This is a genomic window from Cellulomonas sp. P1_G12_2, from assembly GCF_056405535.1.
In genome coordinates, this window is the sequence record NZ_JBFUBX010000001.1 from 773427 (window position 1) to 791915 (window position 18489).

Annotated in this window: 15 protein-coding genes; 5 read left to right on the forward strand and 10 right to left on the reverse strand. The window is 75.1% G+C overall.

From position 1 onward, the window contains the following. The 3 genes from AC1DXT_RS03760 to AC1DXT_RS03770 form a co-directional block, all read right to left on the reverse strand. Positions 1-1983, reverse strand: a complete 1983-nt coding sequence (locus tag AC1DXT_RS03760; RefSeq protein WP_477060016.1) for a TPM domain-containing protein — start codon at positions 1981-1983, stop codon at positions 1-3. Between the two features lie 62 nt (positions 1984-2045). After that, positions 2046-3707: a DNA repair helicase XPB gene (locus AC1DXT_RS03765; RefSeq protein ID WP_477060017.1), complete on the reverse strand. Its 1662-nt coding sequence runs from the start codon at positions 3705-3707 to the stop codon at positions 2046-2048. Next, entirely contained in the window at positions 3704-6106 is a 2403-nt protein-coding gene (locus AC1DXT_RS03770) for a helicase-associated domain-containing protein (RefSeq protein ID WP_477060018.1), read from the reverse strand. Before AC1DXT_RS03770 ends, AC1DXT_RS03765 begins: the two co-directional genes overlap by 4 nt. 142 nt (positions 6107-6248) lie before the next feature. Here AC1DXT_RS03770 and AC1DXT_RS03775 point away from each other — a divergent pair, with 142 nt between their 5' ends. Beyond that, complete coding sequence (locus AC1DXT_RS03775; RefSeq protein ID WP_477060019.1) at positions 6249-7469, forward strand: M20 metallopeptidase family protein; 1221 nt, start codon at positions 6249-6251, stop codon at positions 7467-7469. 75 nt (positions 7470-7544) lie between these two features. Further along, positions 7545-8366 carry a HEAT repeat domain-containing protein gene (locus tag AC1DXT_RS03780; RefSeq protein WP_477060020.1) on the forward strand — a complete coding sequence of 274 codons (822 nt, stop codon included), beginning with the start codon at positions 7545-7547 and terminating at the stop codon, positions 8364-8366. A gap of 30 nt (positions 8367-8396) precedes the next feature. Here AC1DXT_RS03780 and AC1DXT_RS03785 read toward each other — a convergent pair whose 3' ends face one another. Further along, positions 8397-8750, reverse strand: coding sequence for a TraR/DksA family transcriptional regulator (locus tag AC1DXT_RS03785; RefSeq protein WP_477060021.1), 354 nt, complete (start codon positions 8748-8750; stop codon positions 8397-8399). 118 nt (positions 8751-8868) lie between these two features. Between AC1DXT_RS03785 and AC1DXT_RS03790 the strand changes: the two genes are divergently transcribed. The 3 genes from AC1DXT_RS03790 to AC1DXT_RS03800 are packed head-to-tail and all read left to right on the forward strand — an operon-like array spanning position 8869 to position 13372. Beyond that, positions 8869-9252, forward strand: a complete 384-nt coding sequence (locus tag AC1DXT_RS03790; RefSeq protein WP_056085661.1) for a cold-shock protein — start codon at positions 8869-8871, stop codon at positions 9250-9252. Between the two features lie 2 nt (positions 9253-9254). Then, positions 9255-10277: a DUF3027 domain-containing protein gene (locus AC1DXT_RS03795; RefSeq protein ID WP_477060022.1), complete on the forward strand. Its 1023-nt coding sequence runs from the start codon at positions 9255-9257 to the stop codon at positions 10275-10277. Continuing rightward, on the forward strand, positions 10274-13372 hold the full coding sequence (locus tag AC1DXT_RS03800; RefSeq protein WP_477060023.1) for a sacsin N-terminal ATP-binding-like domain-containing protein: 3099 nt from the start codon (positions 10274-10276) through the stop codon (positions 13370-13372). Before AC1DXT_RS03795 ends, AC1DXT_RS03800 begins: the two co-directional genes overlap by 4 nt. On the opposite strand, the gene AC1DXT_RS03805 is transcribed toward AC1DXT_RS03800, so the two are convergent. The 6 genes from AC1DXT_RS03805 to flgN form a co-directional block, all read right to left on the reverse strand. Then, positions 13373-13648 (reverse strand): DUF2530 domain-containing protein, encoded by a 276-nt coding sequence (locus AC1DXT_RS03805; RefSeq protein WP_477060024.1) that lies wholly within the window; start codon positions 13646-13648, stop codon positions 13373-13375. It lies immediately after the preceding gene. Positions 13649-13678: 30 nt separating this feature from the next. Continuing rightward, complete coding sequence (locus AC1DXT_RS03810) at positions 13679-14899, reverse strand: EAL and HDOD domain-containing protein (RefSeq protein WP_477060025.1); 1221 nt, start codon at positions 14897-14899, stop codon at positions 13679-13681. A 76-nt stretch (positions 14900-14975) separates the two neighbouring features. Continuing rightward, complete coding sequence (locus AC1DXT_RS03815) at positions 14976-15410, reverse strand: flagellar assembly protein FliW (RefSeq protein WP_477060026.1); 435 nt, start codon at positions 15408-15410, stop codon at positions 14976-14978. Next, the gene (gene flgL / locus AC1DXT_RS03820; protein WP_477060027.1) at positions 15407-16291 is read right to left on the reverse strand and encodes a flagellar hook-associated protein FlgL; all 885 of its coding nucleotides are present in this window, start codon (positions 16289-16291) and stop codon (positions 15407-15409) included. The genes AC1DXT_RS03815 and flgL overlap by 4 nt, the downstream gene beginning before the upstream one ends. Before the next feature lie 5 nt (positions 16292-16296). Beyond that, positions 16297-17754 carry a flagellar hook-associated protein FlgK gene (gene flgK / locus AC1DXT_RS03825; RefSeq protein WP_477060028.1) on the reverse strand — a complete coding sequence of 486 codons (1458 nt, stop codon included), beginning with the start codon at positions 17752-17754 and terminating at the stop codon, positions 16297-16299. 8 nt (positions 17755-17762) lie between these two features. Beyond that, positions 17763-18242, reverse strand: coding sequence for a flagellar export chaperone FlgN (gene flgN / locus AC1DXT_RS03830; RefSeq protein WP_477060029.1), 480 nt, complete (start codon positions 18240-18242; stop codon positions 17763-17765). Between the last annotated feature and the right edge of the window lie 247 nt (positions 18243-18489).

Here is an 18489-nt window from a genome sequence, read left to right on the forward strand (position 1 = left end):
TCAGAAACCGCCCCCGAACCCACCGTCGCCGAAGCCGCCGCCACCGCCTCCTCCACCGCCGCCGCCCCAGCCGCCGCCGCCACCGAAGCCGCCGCCGCCGCGAAGGACGCTGTCGAGCAGGATGCCGCCGAGCACCATCCCGCCCACGCCGTTCAGCCCGCCGCCCCTGCCGCCCAGCTGTCCGCCGCCGACCTGCAGCTGGTCGGCCCGCTCGACGTCCTGCTGTGCGAGGTCCGCCGCCTCACGCGCCAGCTGCTCGGCGCGCTGCGCCGTGGCGAGCGCCGCCGAGGCATCCACCGGCCGCTGGTCGAGGGCGACCAGGCGGAGACGCTCGGCCTCCGCGAGCCGGGTCCGTGCCTCGGGACCGACGGCCCCGCGGCGCGTGCTGAGGAAGTCGCCGGTGGCGCGCAGGGTGGACTCGAGCCGGCCGAGGAGGTCGTCGAGCTGCCGCTGCGCGCGGCGGTCCTGCTCCTCGGCGTCCCGGGTGGGCGCCAGGGCCGCGTCGAGCGCGGCCTCGGCGTCGGTGATCGCGCGCATCGCCGCGAGCGGGTCTCCGGTGCCGGCGCGGGCGGCACGTGCGGCCTCGACCGCGGTGCGGGCCGTCTGCGCGGGTGCGGCGACCTCGGGCTTGTCGCGGGCGAGCCGGTCCACGTCGGCGAGGTCGGCGGTGATCGAGGCGATCGCGGCGTCGATGCGCGAGCCGATCACGGCGAGCTCCGGCCCGGCGCGGTCGACCGCGTCCAGCAGCGTCGACACCTGGCTCAGGGCCTCCTCCGCGGCGCGCGCGTACCCGACCGCGGTGCCCCGCTGGCCGCTGCCCACCGCCTCCTCGCCCCGGCCGACGATGGTGTCGATCTCGTCGAGGAGCTGCTGCGCCTGGTCGGGATTGCGGGACACCGAGGCGAGCGTCACCGGCGGGTAGGTCGCGGCCAGCGTCGTGACCGTGACGCGTGCCGGGTCGAGCCGCTGGCGCAGAGCGGCCGCCGAGCGGGCGTGGGACTCCAGGGCCTGCTCGACGTGGGCCTCGAGGTCGCGCAGGTGGTCGAAGCCGGCTTTCTGCGCGTCGAGCATCGCGGACACCGCGGCGCAGGTCTGCAGGATGCGGGTGGCGGTCTCGCGCACCTGGGGCTCGGTGTCGGGGACGTTGTCGTCGAGTGTCTGGCGCAGCCGGAAGGCCTCGGTGACCTGCGCCTTCGCGTCGGCCAGGACGGTCTCGAACTCACCGGTCGCATCGGGTCCGAACTGGGCCTGCGCGAACCCGAGCTCCTCGTCCGAGGCCTTGACCGCGTCGTCGACGGCCACCAGCGCGGACGCGGACCGGCGGTCCAGCTCGGCGGTCGGGAGCGCCGCTAGCTCGTCGGCGGGGGCCGGTGCACCCGGCGCCGCGACCCCGGCGGCCTGGCGTCGGCGGGACCGGAGCCAGGAGACGCCGAACAGTGCGGCGATGACGACCAGGCCGATGACGAGCACGGTGCCGAAGCCCCCACCACCGCCGCCCGACGAGCCGGAGCCGGTGGCCTCCTCGCGCAGGGTGTCGGCGGTCGCGACGGCGGCGCCGGCCCAGTCGTCGTCCCGCAGCGCGTCCTCGGCCGCCGCACTGGCCGCCTCGACCTGGGAGCTGGACAGGCCCTCGACCGACTCCGGGGCCAGCGCGTACCGCCGTGCCTCGGTGGCGACGGCCAGGATGACGTCCTGCGCTCCGAGGCCTGACCTCTCGGCGGTCGCCTGGGCCCACTCGACGGGGTCGGCGCCGCTGAAGTCGGAGACGTAGACGACGTACAGCTGCAGCGAGGTGTCCTGCGCCAGCCGGTCGAGCGCCGCCTGGACCTCGGACTCGCTGCCGTCGAGCGCGCCGACCTGGTCCGTGATCTCCCCCGTGAGGGACAGCGGGCCGACCGTCGGCAGAGGCCCGGCGCCGATCAGGAGGGGGGCTCCGAGCAGCAGCGGGACGAGCACGGACAGGCGACGTCGCAGGGCGGGCACGCACTGATCCTTCCGGTGGGTACTACCCGCCGCAACGGCTCACGCCCGTGGACGGTTCCCGGTCAGTCGCGCTCGGACTCCGTGGCGGGGTCCAGGTCCTCGGCGTCGACGATCGAGTACGCGTAGCCCTGCTCGGCCAGGAACCGCTGCCGGTGGGCGGCGAAGTCCTGGTCCACGGTGTCGCGGGCGACGACCGTGTAGAAGTGCGCGGTGCGGCCGTCACCCTTGGGCCGCATGATCCGGCCGAGCCGCTGCGCCTCCTCCTGCCGGGAGCCGAACGAGCCGGACACCTGGATGGCCACGGACGCCTCGGGCAGGTCGATCGAGAAGTTGGCCACCTTGCTGACCACGAGCTTGGTGATCTCGCCCGAGCGGAACGCGTCGAACAGCCGCTGGCGCTCGTGCACCGTGGTCTCGCCGGTGATGAGGTCGGCGTTCAGGTGCTCCGCGAGCGTGTGGAGCTGGTCCAGGTACTGGCCGATCACCAGCGTCGGGTCGCCCTCGTGCTTGGCGACCAGCTGCTCGACCACGCGGTTCTTCCCCTTGGCCGTCGCGGCCAGCCGGTACCGCTCCTCCGGCTCGGCGACCGCGTAGGCCATGCGGTCGGCGTCGGGGAGGGTCAGGCGGACCTCGACGCAGTCGGCGGGCGCGATGTAGCCCTGTGCCTCGATGTCCTTCCAGGGGGCGTCGAACCGCTTGGGGCCGATGAGGCTGAACACCTCGTCCTCGCGGCCGTCCTCGCGCACCAGGGTGGCGGTCAGCCCGAGCCGTCGGCGCGCCTGCAGGTCCGCGGTCATCCGGAAGATCGGCGCCGGGAGCAGGTGGACCTCGTCGTAGACGACCAGTCCCCAGTCGCGGGCGTCGAGCAGCTCGAGGTGCGTGTAGACGCCCTTCCGCTTGGTGGTGAGCACCTGGTACGTCGCGATGGTGACCGGGCGGACCTCCTTGCGGGCACCCGAGTACTCGCCGATCTCGTCCTCGGTGAGCGACGTGCGCTTGATCAGCTCGTCGCGCCACTGCCGGGCGCTCACGGTGTTGGTCACCAGGATGAGCGTGGTCGTCGACGAGCGGGCCATCGCGCCGGCGCCCACGAGCGTCTTGCCGGCGCCGCAGGGCAGGACCACGACGCCGGAGCCCCCGTGGAAGAAGCCGTCGACGGCCTGCTGCTGGTACGGGCGCAGGTGCCAGTCGTCCTGCACGAGGTCGATCTGGTGCGCCTCGCCGTTCACGTACCCGGCCAGGTCCTCGGCCGGCCAGCCGAGCTTGAGCAGGACCTGCTTGAGGTGGCCGCGCTCGGAGGGGTGGACGACGACGTCGGTCGCGTCGATGCGCGCGCCGAGCAGCCCGGCCGTGCGCTTGGAGCGGACCACCTCGACCAGGACCGCGGGGTCCAGGGCGTGCAGGATCAGGCCGTGCACCGGGTCCTGGATCAGCTGCAGGCGCCCGTAGCGGGACATGATGTCCGCGACGTCGACCAGCAGGGCGTGCGGCACGGGGTAGCGGGAGTACTCGAGCAGGACGTCCACCACCTGCTCGGCGTCGTGACCCGCGGCGCGCGCGTTCCACAGGCCCAGAGGGGTCAGCCGGTACGTGTGCACGTGCTCCGGGGCGCGCTCCAGCTCCGCGAACGGGGCGATCGCGCGCCGGCAGGCCTCCGCCTGGTCGTGGTCGACCTCGAGCAGCAGCGTCTTGTCGCTCTGCACGATGAGGGGGCCGTTGGTCACGAAGTCTCCTGACGATCGTCTTCGGTGGCGCGCGTGACGCTCGCGATCCGGTGCACCGCGACGGTGAGCTCGGACTCGCGTGCGGTGTCGATCGCCCGCAGCCGGCCGCCCTCGACCCGCAGAGGCCGGAGCAGGCGCCGCTGCGGCACACCGTGCGAGCCCACCAGCTCGACCCACACCTCGGCCTTCTCGGCCGCCGCCTCGCGCAGCAGCACCAACGCATCCACAGGGTCGGCTGTTCCCGCGGCCCGTGCGGGGGGCGGCGGAGCGGGCTCGGCCGGGCGTCGGACCGGTGGCGGCAGGATCGCCCCGGGCAGCCGCTCGACCTCGTCGGCCTTGCGCTCCTGCTCGGCCCGCCGCAGCTGCGGCACGAGGGCGAGCAGGCGGTCGTCGCTCAGGACCTCCCGGGCGCCGCTGGGCGCCGTGTCGGACGCGCGCCGGCGGGCGCCCGCGGTGGCGCGACGCCCGACCCGGCGCACCGCCGAGACGACGTGCAGGACCTCGCCGTCCGGCCCTTCCGCGACCGGCGCGAGCCCGTGCGCGCGCAGGGCCTCGACCAGCTCGCGAGCAGGCGCCTGGGAAGCGAGGACGGTCGGTGCCAGCCGGATCAGGCCGAGCGACGCCAGCCGCGGGTCTTCCACCAGGCCGGCCAGGAGTGAGGGGTCGTCGGCGCGCACGTAGCCGGACGCCGAGCCGACCCTGAGCCGACCGTGGCGTCGAGCCGCGTCCCGGACCAGGTACTCGAGGGGTTGCGGGACGCCCGAGCGGCTGTGCGACGCCAGCTCGGCGAGCAGCCCGTCGGCGGTGGAGCCGGCGTCGAGCGCGCGACGGACGGAGTCGGGCGTGAACCGCACCGTGAGCGCGCCGCCGCGGGACTCGACGTGCGCGGTCCGGTCCAGCAGGTCCTCGAGCTCCGGGCTGGGCCGGCCGGGGACGACGCCGGTGAGGTCGCCCTGGAGCAGGATGTCGCCGACCGCGGGAGGCAGGGCGGCGGCGAGCGCGTCGGCGGGGTCGGCCGCGTCCGCCCCGACCAGCGGGGCGGTCTCCAGGAGCAGGGCGCGCCCGGCGTCGGACAGCGCGCCCGCGCCGAGGATGCCGAGGCGGCCGGCCTCGACGAGCACCGCCTGGACCGCGGCGGACGGCGGCACGGACCGCGGGGTCCGCCAGCGCAGGACGGCGACCACGTGCGCGGCGTCGAGGGCGGTGCCGGGCGGGGTCTCGGCGAGGACGTCGAGCACCGACCGGCGCAGCCGTGGGGCCCAGGTGCGCTGGAGCTCGGGGTCGAGCGCCGCACGGACGCCGCCGCGCTCGTCTCGCCCGCCGACGAGCCACGGGGTGCGCAGCGTCGCCCGCCACGTGCGCGCCAGCGCGGCCCAGCGGTCGGGGACGTCGCGGACGGCCCACTCGTCGACCGCCACGGTCGGGGCGAACGACGGGTTGTCCTCGCCGTCGTCGGCGATGAAGGCCGCGGCCCCGGCGAGCTCGATGACGAAGGCGGCCTCGGTCTCGTCGGTCTCGAGGGCCATCGCGACCCGCCGGAGCTCGCGGACGCCCAGGCCACCGCCGCGCAGCACCCCGGGGGGCGTGTGCTCCCAGAGCCGGACCAGGCGGGCCACCAGGAGCACGATCTTCTCCCCGGCCGCCGCGGACTCGGCCGCGACCAGGGCGTGGCTGCGGTGCGGGACGTCGCCGGGCAGCGGCGGGGGGAACACGGGCGCGGCGTGGGTGCGGCCGCCGCGCAGGGCGAGCGCGACTGCGCGGGGCATGACGACGTGCCGGGAGTCGCCGGCCAGGAGCAGGTGGCGGCGGACGAGCCAGTCGACGGCGGCGGCGGCCGCGGTGCTGTTCGAGGGCGCGAGCCCCACCGGCGGGCCCCAGAGGAGGGCGTCGAGCACGGGGCGGGCGCCCGCGGGGGCGGTGTCGAGGAGCGTCGGCAGGTCGTTGAGGCCGACGGGCTCCGGGGGTGTCCCGCGCCGGCTCCCCGCGTCCGTCGGCGCGAGCCCGGCCGGGTACGGGCCGAGGATCTCGGCGAGCCCGGGGGAGGGCAGCAGGGCGTCAGCGGCTTCGGAGTCCGGGTAGACCAGGGTGCTGACGATCGCCAGGCGGAGGGCGCGCTCCACCAGCGCGACACCCGCGTCGTCGGTCGCGCCGATCGCGCGGGGCAGGTCGGCCGCGGTGACGGGACCGGGCTCGGACAGGGCGACGACCGCTTCCAGGACCTGCAGCACGCTGGCGTCGACCGCGGCGAGCGCGCGCTCGAGGCTCGACCGGCTGGTGGCGCGGACCGCCAACGACGACAGGGTCGCGGGCGACGGCGACGCCAGGTCCGGTCGGCTGCGCAGGAGCGCGACGAGCTCGTCGTCGCTGCGTTCCCGCAGATAACCGGTGAAGGTGGGCATCCGCACAACCTTACGTGCCGTGCGTGGGGTACGGAGGCCTCGGCTACTGGTGGGTAACGGGCGCGGTGCCGCTCGGGAGACCGACCGGGTCTGGCACTCTCGGACGGCCCGCACCTCGCAGCCCACCCGTGGAGGTCCACCCGTGCCCCTCTCCTCCGACCTGCTGGCCGGCCTCCGGTCCGACGCCGAGGCGCAGCTCCCGTCGCTCGTCGAGCTGCGGCGCGCCCTGCACCGCAGCCCCGAGATCGGCCTCGACCTCCCGGTGACCCAGCAGCTCGTCCTGGACGCGATCGCCCCGCTCGGGCTGGAGGTGAGCACCGGCGCCGGCCTCAGGTCCGTCGTCGCGGTCCTGCGCGGCGGGCGGCCCGGCCCCGCCGTCCTGCTGCGCGGGGACATGGACGCGCTGCCGGTCACCGAGGCCTCGGGTGAGCCGTTCGCCTCCGAGCGCGACGGGGTCATGCACGCGTGCGGCCACGACCTGCACGTGGCGGGGCTCGTCGGTGCGGCGCGGTTGCTGGCCTCCCGTCGCGACGAGATCGCCGGCGACGTCGTCCTCATGTTCCAGCCCGGCGAGGAGGGAGACCACGGTGCGCGGCTGATGATCGACGAGGGCGTGCTGGACGCGGCGGGGTCACGGGTCGTCGCCGCGTACGGCCTGCACGTCCTGTCGTCCGTGCTGCCCAGCGGCCTGGTCGCGTCGAGGTACGGCACCGCGCTGGCCGCCGCCGACACCGTGCACGTCACCGTCCACGGGCGGGGCGGTCACGGGTCGATGCCGCACCTCGCGGCCGACCCCGTGCCGGTCGCGGCCGAGATCGTCCTGGCGCTCCAGGCCATGGTCACCCGGCAGTTCAACGTGTTCGACCCCGTCGTCGTCACGGTGGGCAGGATCGCGGCCGGCACCACCGACAACGTGATCCCGTCGACCGCGGTACTCGAGGCGACGGTCCGCACCTTCTCCGAGACCACGCACGGGGCGGTGCCCGAGCGGCTGACGCGGGTGGTGGAGGGGATCGCCGCGGCGCACGGGCTGACCGCCACCGTCGACTACCAGCGCGGATACCCCGTCACCTCGAACACGCCCGTCGAGGTCGACCGGGCCGCGGGCGTGGTCCGCGGACTCTTCGGCGAGCAGGCGTACCTGACGATGCCGCAGCCGCTCTCCGGCGCGGAGGACTTCTCCTACGTGCTGCAGCAGGTGCCGGGTGCGTACCTCGCGCTCGGTGCCACACCCGTCGGCGAGGACCCGGCGACGGCGGCGTACAACCACTCCGCGCACGCACGGTTCGCCGAGGAGTCGCTGGCGGTCGGCCCGGCCGTGCTGGCGGCGCTCGCGATGGACCGGCTGGCGGCGGGCGCGTAGCGGAGTCGATCAGGCTCACCCGGTAGGGCGGCGAAAGGGGACACGCACGGACCTTCTGTCCCCCAGACTCTCGCCATGGCACTCAGGATCGTCACCGTCGTCGACGCGGCCGATCTGTGCGACGCCATCGGGGCAGCGGGCCCGCCGGACGCGGGAGTGGTCGTCGCGCTCGTCGGTCACGACAGCGCGGCCGTCCGCAAGGCGGTGGCGGCCCAGCTGCCCTACCTCACCGAGGACGAACCGGGCGCCGAGCTGCTCGCGACGGCGATCGGGCTGACCGCGGACCTCGACCCCGACGTGCGGGACTGGGCGTGCTTCGCGCTCGGCCAGCAGTGGCAGCAGGTCGACACACCCGAGCTGCGCGACGCGCTCGCCGACCGGCTCGACGACATCGACGTCGCCACGCGTCACCAGGCGCTCGTGGGGCTGGCGCTCCGGCGGGACGAGCGGGCGGTGCCGTACGTGCGGGCCGGGCTCAGCCGCGCCGACGGGTCCGTCCACCGACTCGCGATGGTCGCCGCGGGTGCCCTGGGCGACCCGACGCTGCACGCCCTGACCCTGCGCCACCAGTCGCGGTGGGACGACCAGGCGGGTGCGAGCGTGGCGGACTGCGCGCGCCGCCTCACCGACCCGACCGGCCCCGGCGAGGACGTCCTCGACGGGGTCGCTGCGCTGCTGCGGCTCCGGGCCCACGGGTTCCACGGCGACGCGCAGCTGGTGTGGTGGCGGTGCATGACGCAGATGCTCGACATCGCACCCCACCGAGCGCGCGAGATCTACGACGCGGTCCGATCCCGGCTCGAGGGCGACGAGCTGGCGCTCGCCGAGCTCCGCACCAGCGCGGCGCTCGCGGTCGACGCAGGGCTGCTCGACGCCGAGCTCCTCGACGTCGACTGAGACCGGGTCAGCCGGACCTTCGCAGCCAGATCAGCGCGGGGCGGCACCGGCGCAGCCCACGCACGTCGTCGCGGTGGGTCGTGCCTCGAGCCGGGCCGGTGCAATCGGCTCCCCGCACACCGTGCAGATGCCGTACGTCCCGTCGTCGAGCCGCGCGAGCGCCGCGTCGATCGAGGTGAGCCGTTCGACGGCGTCGCGCGCGAGGGCGTCGACCTGGGCCCGCTCGAACGCGATCGTCGCGCCCTCCGGGTCGTGCTCGTCGTCCGCGTTGCTGTCGCGTGAGGCGTCGACGACCGCGCGGTGCTCGCCCTCGAGCGCGGCGAGGCGCTCGACGGTCGCGGCGCGCAGCCCGTCGAGCCGGTCGCGCGGGGAGGTCGGGGTCATCCTCACCGCAACGCGGCGCGGCCGGTCAGGCTTCCGCGACCGGCGCACGGGGATTTTCGGGTGCCGTGGCCGGTAACCTTGTGGCCAGTACGTCTTCTTCTCATGAACGGGGTTCACCGTGCCAACCGGCAAGGTCAAGTGGTTCGACACCGAGCGCGGCTTCGGGTTCATCGCCAGCGACGACGGCGGCGAGGTCTTCCTGCACGCCTCCGCGCTGCCCGAGGGCGTCACGGCTCCGAAGCCCGGCGCGAAGGTCGACTTCGGCGTCGCCGACGGCCGCCGCGGCCCGCAGGCCCTGTCCGTCAAGCTGCTGGACCCGGTGCCCTCTGTCGCCAAGGCGGCGCGCAAGCCCGCAGACGACATGGCCGTCATCATCGAGGACCTCATCAAGGTCCTCGACCGAGTCGGCAACGACCTGCGTCGTGGCCGCTACCCCGAGAAGGCGCGGGGGGAGCAGTACGCCTCGCTCCTGCGCGCCGTCGCGGACGACATCGAGGCCTGAGCATGGCTGCAGCTACCAAGGACGCGGTCCTCGGATCCGCCGTCGACCTGGCGCGCGAGGTCGCGATCGGCCTCGCGGAGGACCCCTCCGACGTCGGCGAGTACCTCGGCCTCGTCATCGAGGGGGAGCGGCTGGTGTCGCACCGGTTCGCCTCCGCCGCCCGTGGCTACCGCGGCTGGGAGTGGACCGTCACGGTCGCCCGCGTGCCGCGCGGTCGCACGGCCACGGTCTGCGAGGCCGAGCTGCTGCCCGGTCCCGACGCCGTGCTCGGCCAGGCCTGGCTGCCGTGGTCCGAGCGCATCCGCCCGGGCGACATCGGACCCGGCGACGTGCTGCCCTTCAAGGCCGACGACCCGCGCCTCGAGCCCGGCTGGACCCCGACCGGGGACCCCGAGCTCGACGACGTGGCGATCGACGAGCTCGCGCTCGCCCGCGTGCGGGTGCTCTCGCCGCAGGGTCGCGACGAGGCCGCCGAGCGCTGGTACCGCGGCCCGCACGGTCCGACGAGTGCCGGCTCGCTGGCGTCCGCCGCGGCGTGCGGCAGCTGCGGGTTCCTGGTCCCGATCCAGGGCTCGCTCGGCACCGTGTTCGGTGTGTGCGCCAACCAGTGGTCGCCCGACGACGGCACCGTGGTGAGCGTCGACCACGGCTGCGGTGCGCACTCCGAGACCGACTCCGAGGCCCCGCCGACCGACTGGCCCGCCGCCGACCCGCTGATCGACGAGCTCAGCCTGGAGCTGGTCAACCTCGCGCAGTCCTCCGCCGCACAGGCCGCCCCGCAGGCGTCGGCGCCCGAGGAGACGATCGACGCCCCGGTCGCCGACGACGCCGTCGAGGCAACGGTCGATGACGACACCGTCGACGCCCCTGTCGAGGTCGACGCGGTCGACGCGGTGGACGCCACCGAAGCCGAAGTCGCGGAGCCGGCCGACGAGCCCGACACCGCCCCCGAGCCCGACGCGGCCGTCGACCCCGACGCGGCCGCCGCGGACCAGCCCGCCGCACGCCCCGACCCGGAGCCGTGACCACCGACGCCTTCGGGACGGCTGCCCTCCGCGCGGCCGTCCTGGGGGCGTGGCGCGCCTCGCCGGCTCGACTGCGCGAGGACGCCAACACCGAGGAGGACCACGCCCGCGGCTACTACCGCGACCGGGTCCTGGTCGAGCTGGCGCAGAACGCGGCCGACGCCGCCACCCGCGCGGACGTCCCCGGCCGGCTGCTCCTGCGTCTCGCGCACGCGGACGACGGCACCACCGCGCTGGTCGCCGCCAACACGGGCAGCCCGCTCGACGCCGACGGTGTGGCGTCGCTGTCGTCCATGCGGGCGTCGTCGAAGCGCGACAGCCACGAGGGCATGGTGGGCCGGTACGGCGTCGGCTTCGCGGCCGTCCGTGCGGTGGCCGACGAGGTCTCCCTGCTGTCGACGACGGGCGGCGTGCGGTTCTCCGCCCGCGACACCGCGGAGCTGCTGAGCGAGGCCTCCGCGGACGTCCCGGCGCTCGCCGAGGAGGTCCGCCGGCGCGACGGCTCGCTCCCGGCCCTGCGCCTCCCGCTCCCCGCGGACGGACGCCCACCCGCGGGGTACGACACCGCGGTGGTCCTGCAGCTGCGGGACGAGGTCGCGGCCGACGAGGTCCGCGCGCTGCTGCGCGAGGTCGGCGACCCGCTGCTCCTGGCCCTGCCGGGACTGGTGGAGATCGTGGTCGAGGACCACACCTCGGACGCCCCCTCGCGCCGGTTCGCGGACGTCGAGGACCGCTGGGTGGTCGTGGCGGCCGAGGGGGACCTGCCCCTCGAGGTCGTCGCCGACCGCCCGGTCGAGGAGCGCAGCGCGCGCACGTGGCGGGTCACGTGGGCGGTGCCGCGCGTGAAGGGTGTGAGCTGGCCGGCCGTCGTGCACGCCCCCACACCCACCGACGAGCCGTGCAGCATCCCCGCGCTGCTCGTCGCCACCCTCCCGCTGGACCCCACGCGGCGGCACGTGGCGCCCGGCCGGCTGGCGGACACGGTGCTCGAGCACGCCGCGACCGCGTACGCGCGGCTGGCGCACGAGCGGGCCGAGGCCGACCACGACCCGCTGGCCCTGGTGCCGACCGGGCTGGCGGAGGGCGCCCTCGACGGAACGCTGCGGGACCTGGTCGTCGAGCGGCTCGCGCGGACGCCCCTGCTGCGCCGCGCCGCGGGGTCGGTCGACGACAGCCCCCACCCGCTCGTCGCCCCCGACCGCGCCGTGATGCTCGCCGACGGCGCCAGCAACCACCCGCGTGCCATGGCGGCGCTGGGGCGGAGGGTCGCCGGGCTGGTCGTCGTGCCGGTCGGTCGGGAGGGTCAGGCGCGGGCGCTCGGTGTGGAGGAGCGCAACCTCGCCGACGTGGTGGAGGAGCTGCCCGCGGTCGACGACGGCACGTGGGCCGAGCTGTACGGGGCACTGGACCCGCTGGCGGACGACGCCCGCGCCCGGGAGGCCCTCGGGGCGCTGCCGGTGCCCCTCGCCGACGGTCGCGTGGTGCGGGGCGCGCGCGGCCTGACCCTGCTCGACCCGGCGGAGGTCGACGCGGTGGGCACCGACGCGCTGCGCACGCTGGGGCGCTGGGGCCTGCGCGTGGTCGACGCCGCGGCCTCGCACCCGCTGCTCGGTCGGCTGGGCGCGGACGCACCGGACGCGCGCGGGCTCCTGGAGCATCCCGCGCTGCGGGCGGCCGTGCTGGAGCAGGCCGACGACGACGACCTCGCGCTGGCCGACGAGGTCACCGACGCGGTCCTGGCCGTCGTGCGCGCCGCGATCGGCGACGCCGACCCCGGCACCGGGCACGCGCCCTGGCTGGGCCTCCTGACGCTCCCCGCCGTCGACGGTGAGCCGACACCCGCCCACGGCCTGGTGCTCCCGGACGGGCCCGCGGCCGACCTGCTGGACCCGCGCGTGCTGGCGCCCGTGACCCTCGAGGCGGTGGAGCGCTGGGGCGCCGCGACCCTCGTCGCCGTCGGGGTGCGCGACGACCTCGCGGTGGTGCACGTGGCCGACGTGGTGGCCGAGCCCGCCGCGATCGACCCGGACGGCACCGACGACGCCAGCCTTGCCGCGCAGTCGCTCGACGCCTGGCCCGACTACCTCGCGCACCTGTCCACGACGCTCGGCGGCGGCGAGTACGTGGGCGACGTCGACGCGGTGGCCGACCTGGACGCGGTCGAGGAGGGTCGCTGGTCCGACGTCCTCGCGCGGCTCGCCTCCGTCCCCGCACTGCGGCGTGCGCTGCTGGACCGGGTGCGCGGCGAGCGCGGGGCGACCGCGTCCTCGTACACCGCCTGGTGGCTGCGCGAGCGGGGGCCGGACCGGCTCGACGGCATCTTCGCGATCGACAGCGACGAGACGGAGCCGACCCTCCGGGACGTGCTGCCGGCGGTGCCGGACGTGCTGCGGGGGCTCGACGCGGGGATCCAGCGGGCGCTGGGCGGCGTGGGCCGATTCGACGAGCTCGGTGCCGACGCGTGGGTGCGGGTGCTCGACGCGCTCGGGCACCCCGGCTCCCCTGTGGACGAGCGGACCGCGGTGGCCCTGTGGCGGGGTATCGCGGCAGCGGCCGCACGCTCGGACGGGGGACCGCAGGCGCGTCCGGCGGAGCGGATCCCGGCGCTCGTCGCCCCGGCGCAGGTGGCGGTGGTGCACGCCGACGACGCGGCCGTCGCCGAGCAGCCCATGTGGTGGCAGCGCACGGACGTGGCGGCCATGGTGCCGGCCACCCGGGCGCACGCGGACGCCCTGGCGGCGCTGCTGGATCTGCCGCTGGCCACGGAGCTGGCGGCCGGCGAGATCGACGACGCGGACCGCTGCGTGGAGCAGCCCGTGCCGGCGGAGGTCTCCGCGCTCCTGGACGACGCCCCGGCCACGTGGTGGGAGCACGAGGAGCTGACGGTCGACGGAGCGCCGGTGGACTGGTGGGTGACCGGCGAGGGTGCGCACGCGGTGGTCCGTGCCGTGCACGCGGCGGGACTGGCTGCCGGGTTGGCGCAGGCGGGCGGGCGCTGGTCGGCGCGGCACGCGATCGAGGCGGTCCTCGTGGCGCCGGAGCGCGCGGCGGAGCTGGTGATCGGGACCGTGCTCGACGACCCGATCGGGCCCTGACTAGTCCTGAGCGGGCGGCTCGTCGGCCGGTGCCGCTGGGGGAACGGGCCGGTGCCGGCGGGCCCAGTCGGCCCCGAGCAGGCCGAGGGCGACCCCCGTGGCGCAGACCCACACGATGTCCCACTCGACCTCGCCCGTGAGTGCGAGGACCCCGGTCACCAGCAGCGCCAGCACCCAGATCCCGGTGCCCACGAGAACCACCCGCTCGAGGTCGATGGCGACCGGAGGGGGAGTGGTGCGGGTCGGGTGCAGCAGGGTGGCGAACGGCGAGGGCACGTCAGAAGCGTAGTCGCCCGCGCCGGGGCGTCAGGCGGTCGGCGAGACCGCGAGCGCCGTCGCGGTCGCGTACGCCTCGGACACGGCGGTCAGGTGTGCCTGTGCCACGTCACGGGGCACGAGCCCTGTCGCGGCGACACCCTCGGTGTCGTTCTCCTCGTGCGCCATCACGGCCGCCAGCACCGGCCCGTACACCCCGGTCTGGTCGCGCAGGGCGTGCGCGATCTGCTCGGACACGCCCGAGCGCTCCACGAGCGAGTCCACGGACAGGTGCTCCTGCGCGGCGACCGCGGAGAGGAGCCCGACGGTGTACCCCGCGTCGGAGCCCGTCAGGGTTCCGCACGTCAGCGCGCGAGCGAGGATCGACCAGAGCGCGCCGACCGTCGCCGGGCGCGCGTCGACCAGAGAGGCCATGGCCAGTGCGCTCAGCTGCCGCGGGCCCAGGAGGACGACGGCGTGCCGCACCGAGTCGATGTGGCGGCGCACCCCGGTCGCGCTCGAGTTGACCATGGCCAGCACCCGCATGCTCAGCTCAGGGTCCGACTCGACGGTGTGGACGATCGCCTCGTGGTCGGGCGACTCGGCCGAGAGGAGGCGGACCAGGGTCAGGCACTGGATCTCGCCGGCCCGGAAGTCGCGACCCGTGCCCTCCGCGCGACGCTCGAACATGGGGCCCTGCAGGAGGTCGACGCCGAGGTCGAAGGCGAACGCGATCGACTCGTTCGAGGCGACGCGCTCCCCGATGACGCGGATGTCGGGGTGCTCGTGGGCGCGACGGACCAGCTGCAGGAGCCGGTCCTGCGAGCGTCCCATGTGGACCTTGACCACGTCGACGAAGGGGAGCAGCGCGTCCTGCGCGACCGTGCCGGTGTAGTCGCCGACCGCCAGGCCGTAGCCGAGCAGGCGCAGCTCGATGAGCCGTTCGACGGTGTCCGGCAGCCCCGCCAGCGGCGCGGGGATCTCGAAGGCGATCCCGGCGGAGGCCGCGGGCGCGGGGACCCGGCCCAGGAGCAGTCCGGTGGTCGCGCGGAGCATCAGGGGGTGGTCGCCGGCGATCGTCGCGGGATCCAGGGTGGCGTACGCCTCGTCGGCCTGGTCCTCGACCAGACCCTCCGGGATCAGCGCTCCGTCGGCGTCGTGCACCTCGGCCCGCACCGCGTACCCGAACACCGAGCGGTCCGGGTGCACGATCGGCTGGCGCAGCAGGGTGGCACCGCGCGTGAGGCGGTCGTAGTCGTTCAGCACGCTCATGTCTCTCCCCGGTGATGTCCGTCGATCCACCCATCGGACGCGGGTGCGCGGACCTGAGGCGTCGGGGCGAGTCGGCTCAGCCGACGGGTGCGCGCAGCGGCCAGTCCCCGTCGAGCACCACCTGGGCGGCACGCCCGGAGCGGGTGTCGACGACGATCGGGGCCAGCAGGTTGACGGTCGGACCGTCCTGCGCACCCTGCCCGGGGTGGACCACGGCGAGCACGGCCGTGTGCTCCGCGTCTGCGTCCCAGGGGAGCGCGTCGGCGTCGATCGTCGGTACGTAGTCCGGGAAGTGCGCCACAGGGCTCACGACGAACAGGCGCACGGGGGCGTCGGACTCGTCGGCCGGGACGCTGCGCAGCGCGAACAGCACGCCGTGCTCGTCGAGCGCCTCGAGGGAGTACCGGACGTGCCCCGGCAGCCCGAGCAGCGGCGTCGAGAGCTCCAGGAGCCCGGGGACGTCGACCGAGCCGTCGCCGCTGCCGGCGACGCGGACCGTGGACGTGCTCATCGCAGGAAGTCCAGGAGCGAGGGCTGCAGGACCTTGCTCGCGGCGCCGAGCGCACCCTGGTAGGCGACCTCCTGCATCTGCAGCTCGAGGATCACCTCGGCGAGATCGATGTCCTCGATGCCGGAGAGCTGCGACTTCACGGTGAGCTCCTGGTCCTTGAGCGAGCTCGTCGCGGCGATGACCTGCGCGTGCCGGGCACCGACCGACGAGACCTCGGTGAGCATCGCCTCCATGCGGGAGTCGATGGCGTCGAGGTGCGTGGTCGGGTCGCCGCCGGACCGCAGCGTCGCGGCGACGGTGTCCAGCAGCGCGAACACCGAGCCGCTGCCGGCGCCGAACACCGCTGCACCGTCGGAGTCGACGCGGACCGTGTTGTTCGGGCCGATCCGCCGCTCGACGGGCAGCGCGGTGGGGCTGCCCGTGAAGGCGTAGCCCGGGCCGAAGGCCTGTCCGGCGTCGGACGTGCCCGCGAACACGGAGCGGCCCACGTACGTGGAGTTGGCCTGGTCGAGCAGCGTGTCGCGGACCCCCTCGAGCTCCGCGGCCAGCGCTTCGCGGGACGTCGCGCCGAGCGCACCGTCGCCGCCCTGGATCGTGAGGTCGCGCGCGCGGCGCAGGGCGGCGAGCGACGAGCCCAGCGCCGAGTCCACGGTGGTCAGCCACGAGTCGCCGTCGGAGGCGTTGCGGGCGTGCTGGGTGACCGCCCGCTGGTCGCCGCGCAGCCGGAGCATGTCCGACGCCCCCGCCGGGTCGTCGGACGGCACGCTGATCTTCTTGCCGCTGGACATCTGCGCCTGCAGCGTCGCCATCGCGGACAGGTTGCCCTGGAGGTTGGCCAGCGTCTGGCGCTGGACCGTCTGATGGGTCACACGAGCGATCACTGCGACTACCTCCCCACGAGGCCGGTGCGGTTGATGAGGGTGTCCAGCATCTCGTCGATGGCGGTGAGCACGCGTGCCGCACCCTCGTACGCGCGCTGGTACGCGAGCATGTTCACGGTCTCCTCGTCGGTGTCGACGCTCGCCTGGGCGAGCTGCTGCGCGGCGGCGGTCGCGCGGGAAGACTCCGCCACCTTCGCACGCGAGCCCGCCGACGCGGTGCGGACGCCGAGCTCGACCACCGAGGCGCTCCAGGTGGCGTCGGGGCCCAGCGGGTCCGCGGCCAGCTGCGCGATCTTGTCACCGATCGAGCCGTCGAGCGCGCCGCCGCCGGGAGCGGCGACCGCGACGCCGGCGGGGTCGGTGATCGCCACGGTGAGCCCGAGCGCGGGCGGGCGTCCGGCCGCGAACGTGAAGAAGTCGCCGCCGGGGACCTTGGTGCCCGAGGTCACCGCGGTGGAGTGCAGCGCGTTGACCTGGGTCGCGATCGTCGTCGCCAGCGCGTCGTATCGCGCGGCCGCCTCCGTGAGGATGCCGCCGGTGCCGGAGCCGTCCGTCGGGGCGAGGACCGAGAGCAGGCCGGCCACGCGGCCGCCGTCGAGCCCCGCGGAGCGCGTCGGGTGTGCGGCCCAGACCACCGTGACGGCCTGGCCGTCGACGGGCGGGACCGAGGTGGCGTCGCCGGTGGCCTGCGCGAAGCTGGTGGCTCCCTGCACGGCCAGCGCCTGCGCACGGTTCCCCGACACGAGCGCGTTGCCGCCGACGAGCACGTCGACCTGTCCGTCGGGTCGCACGGAGATGGCGGCGCCGACGAGCGAGGACAGCGAGGTGACCAGCTGGTCGCGCTGGTCGGCGAGCTCGTGAGCGGTGCCGCCGCTGTTGGTGATGGAGAGGATCCGGCCGTTGAGGTCGGCGACGCTCTCCGCGGTGGTGTTCACCTGGCCGACGAGTGCGACCGTGGTGGACCGGGCCTGCGTCCACTGCGTCCGGGCGGCCGTGTACAGGGTGCCGATCCGGTCGACGACCGCCTTCGCGTCCTCGAGGAGCACCGCCTTGGCCGACCCCTTGTCGGGCGTGTTGGCGACGTCGTGCCACGCACCCCAGAAGGTGGACAGCTGGCTGGACAGGCCGGTCGTGCCCGGCTCGCCGACGCTGGACTCCAGCGCGGTGTACGCCTCTGCACGGGCGGACAGGTACGAGGCGCCCGACGTCTGCGTGCGCAGGCGGGCGTCGAGGAACATGTCGGCGAGCCGGTCGATGCCCGAGACGCGGGTGCCCTCGCCGGTGCCGTCCGAGGTCGAGAACATCGACGGCACGGTCGCCGCAGGGAGAGCCGCGAGAGTCGCGCGCTGACGGGTGTAGCCGACGGTGTTGGCGTTGGCGATGTTCTGACCAGCGACGTCGAGCGCCTGCCGCTGCGCGATGAGCGAGCTGAGCGCGGTGCCGAGACCGGAGAAGGTGCTCACGGGTCCCCTTACAGAGATCGGTCGACGAGCTGGGCGGTGGGTGCGGCGCCGGCGGCGTGTCCGGACCCGTCGTACGTGTGCACCTCCTGGAGGGACAGGAGCGTCTCCTGGGTGGCGCGGTGGGACATGGCGAGCAGCTCGCGGTTGCCGTCAGCGAGCATCGAGATCTCGGTGGTGAGCGAGGCGAACGCGTCGCGGTGAGCGCGCAGGAGCTCGTCCCACGGCGCGGGGGCGTGGTCCGCGAGCTCGGCGAGGCTGGAGCCGGGCGCGAGCCCGAGCATGCCGGCGACGGCGTCGGCCTCTGCGGCGCGGCCGAGCTCGGCGGTGCGGATCTCGTCGAGGACGCTCTCCACCTCGCGCGTGGCGTGCCCGAGCCAGCGGCTACGACCGCTGGACAGGATCATCTGCTCCTCCTCCAGCTTGAACAGGAGCAGCTCCAACAGGGTCCGCTCGCGCCAGAGCACGTCGGACAACCGGGTCAGTGCCATCGAGCTCGACCTCCTCTCTTCCGGGGCGTGAGGGGCCACGGTGCTTCTGAAGCCACCTATCGGACGGTCACCCCCGCATCGTGACGGTTCCGAGGTGACGAGTTCTGCCACAAGTGCCCGGATATGTGACACTGCGCCCATGACACCACGGCTCGATGCCCATGACACAGCCGGCGTCGAAACGGTTCCCAACTGGACGATCGTCCGACTTTTGGCCTAGGACTATGGTCACGTGGTCGTGACTGTG

Coding starts and splice junctions, on each gene's coding strand:
- flgN (WP_477060029.1), bottom strand. CDS start 18,242: ATGGCACTGACCCGGTTGTCCGACGTGCTCTGGCGCGAGCGGACCCTG.
- AC1DXT_RS03810 (WP_477060025.1), bottom strand. CDS start 14,899: ATGAGCGTGCTGAACGACTACGACCGCCTCACGCGCGGTGCCACCCTG.
- AC1DXT_RS03795 (WP_477060022.1), top strand. CDS start 9,255: ATGGCTGCAGCTACCAAGGACGCGGTCCTCGGATCCGCCGTCGACCTG.
- AC1DXT_RS03785 (WP_477060021.1), bottom strand. CDS start 8,750: ATGACCCCGACCTCCCCGCGCGACCGGCTCGACGGGCTGCGCGCCGCG.
- AC1DXT_RS03770 (WP_477060018.1), bottom strand. CDS start 6,106: ATGCCCACCTTCACCGGTTATCTGCGGGAACGCAGCGACGACGAGCTC.
- AC1DXT_RS03780 (WP_477060020.1), top strand. CDS start 7,545: ATGGCACTCAGGATCGTCACCGTCGTCGACGCGGCCGATCTGTGCGAC.
- AC1DXT_RS03815 (WP_477060026.1), bottom strand. CDS start 15,410: ATGAGCACGTCCACGGTCCGCGTCGCCGGCAGCGGCGACGGCTCGGTC.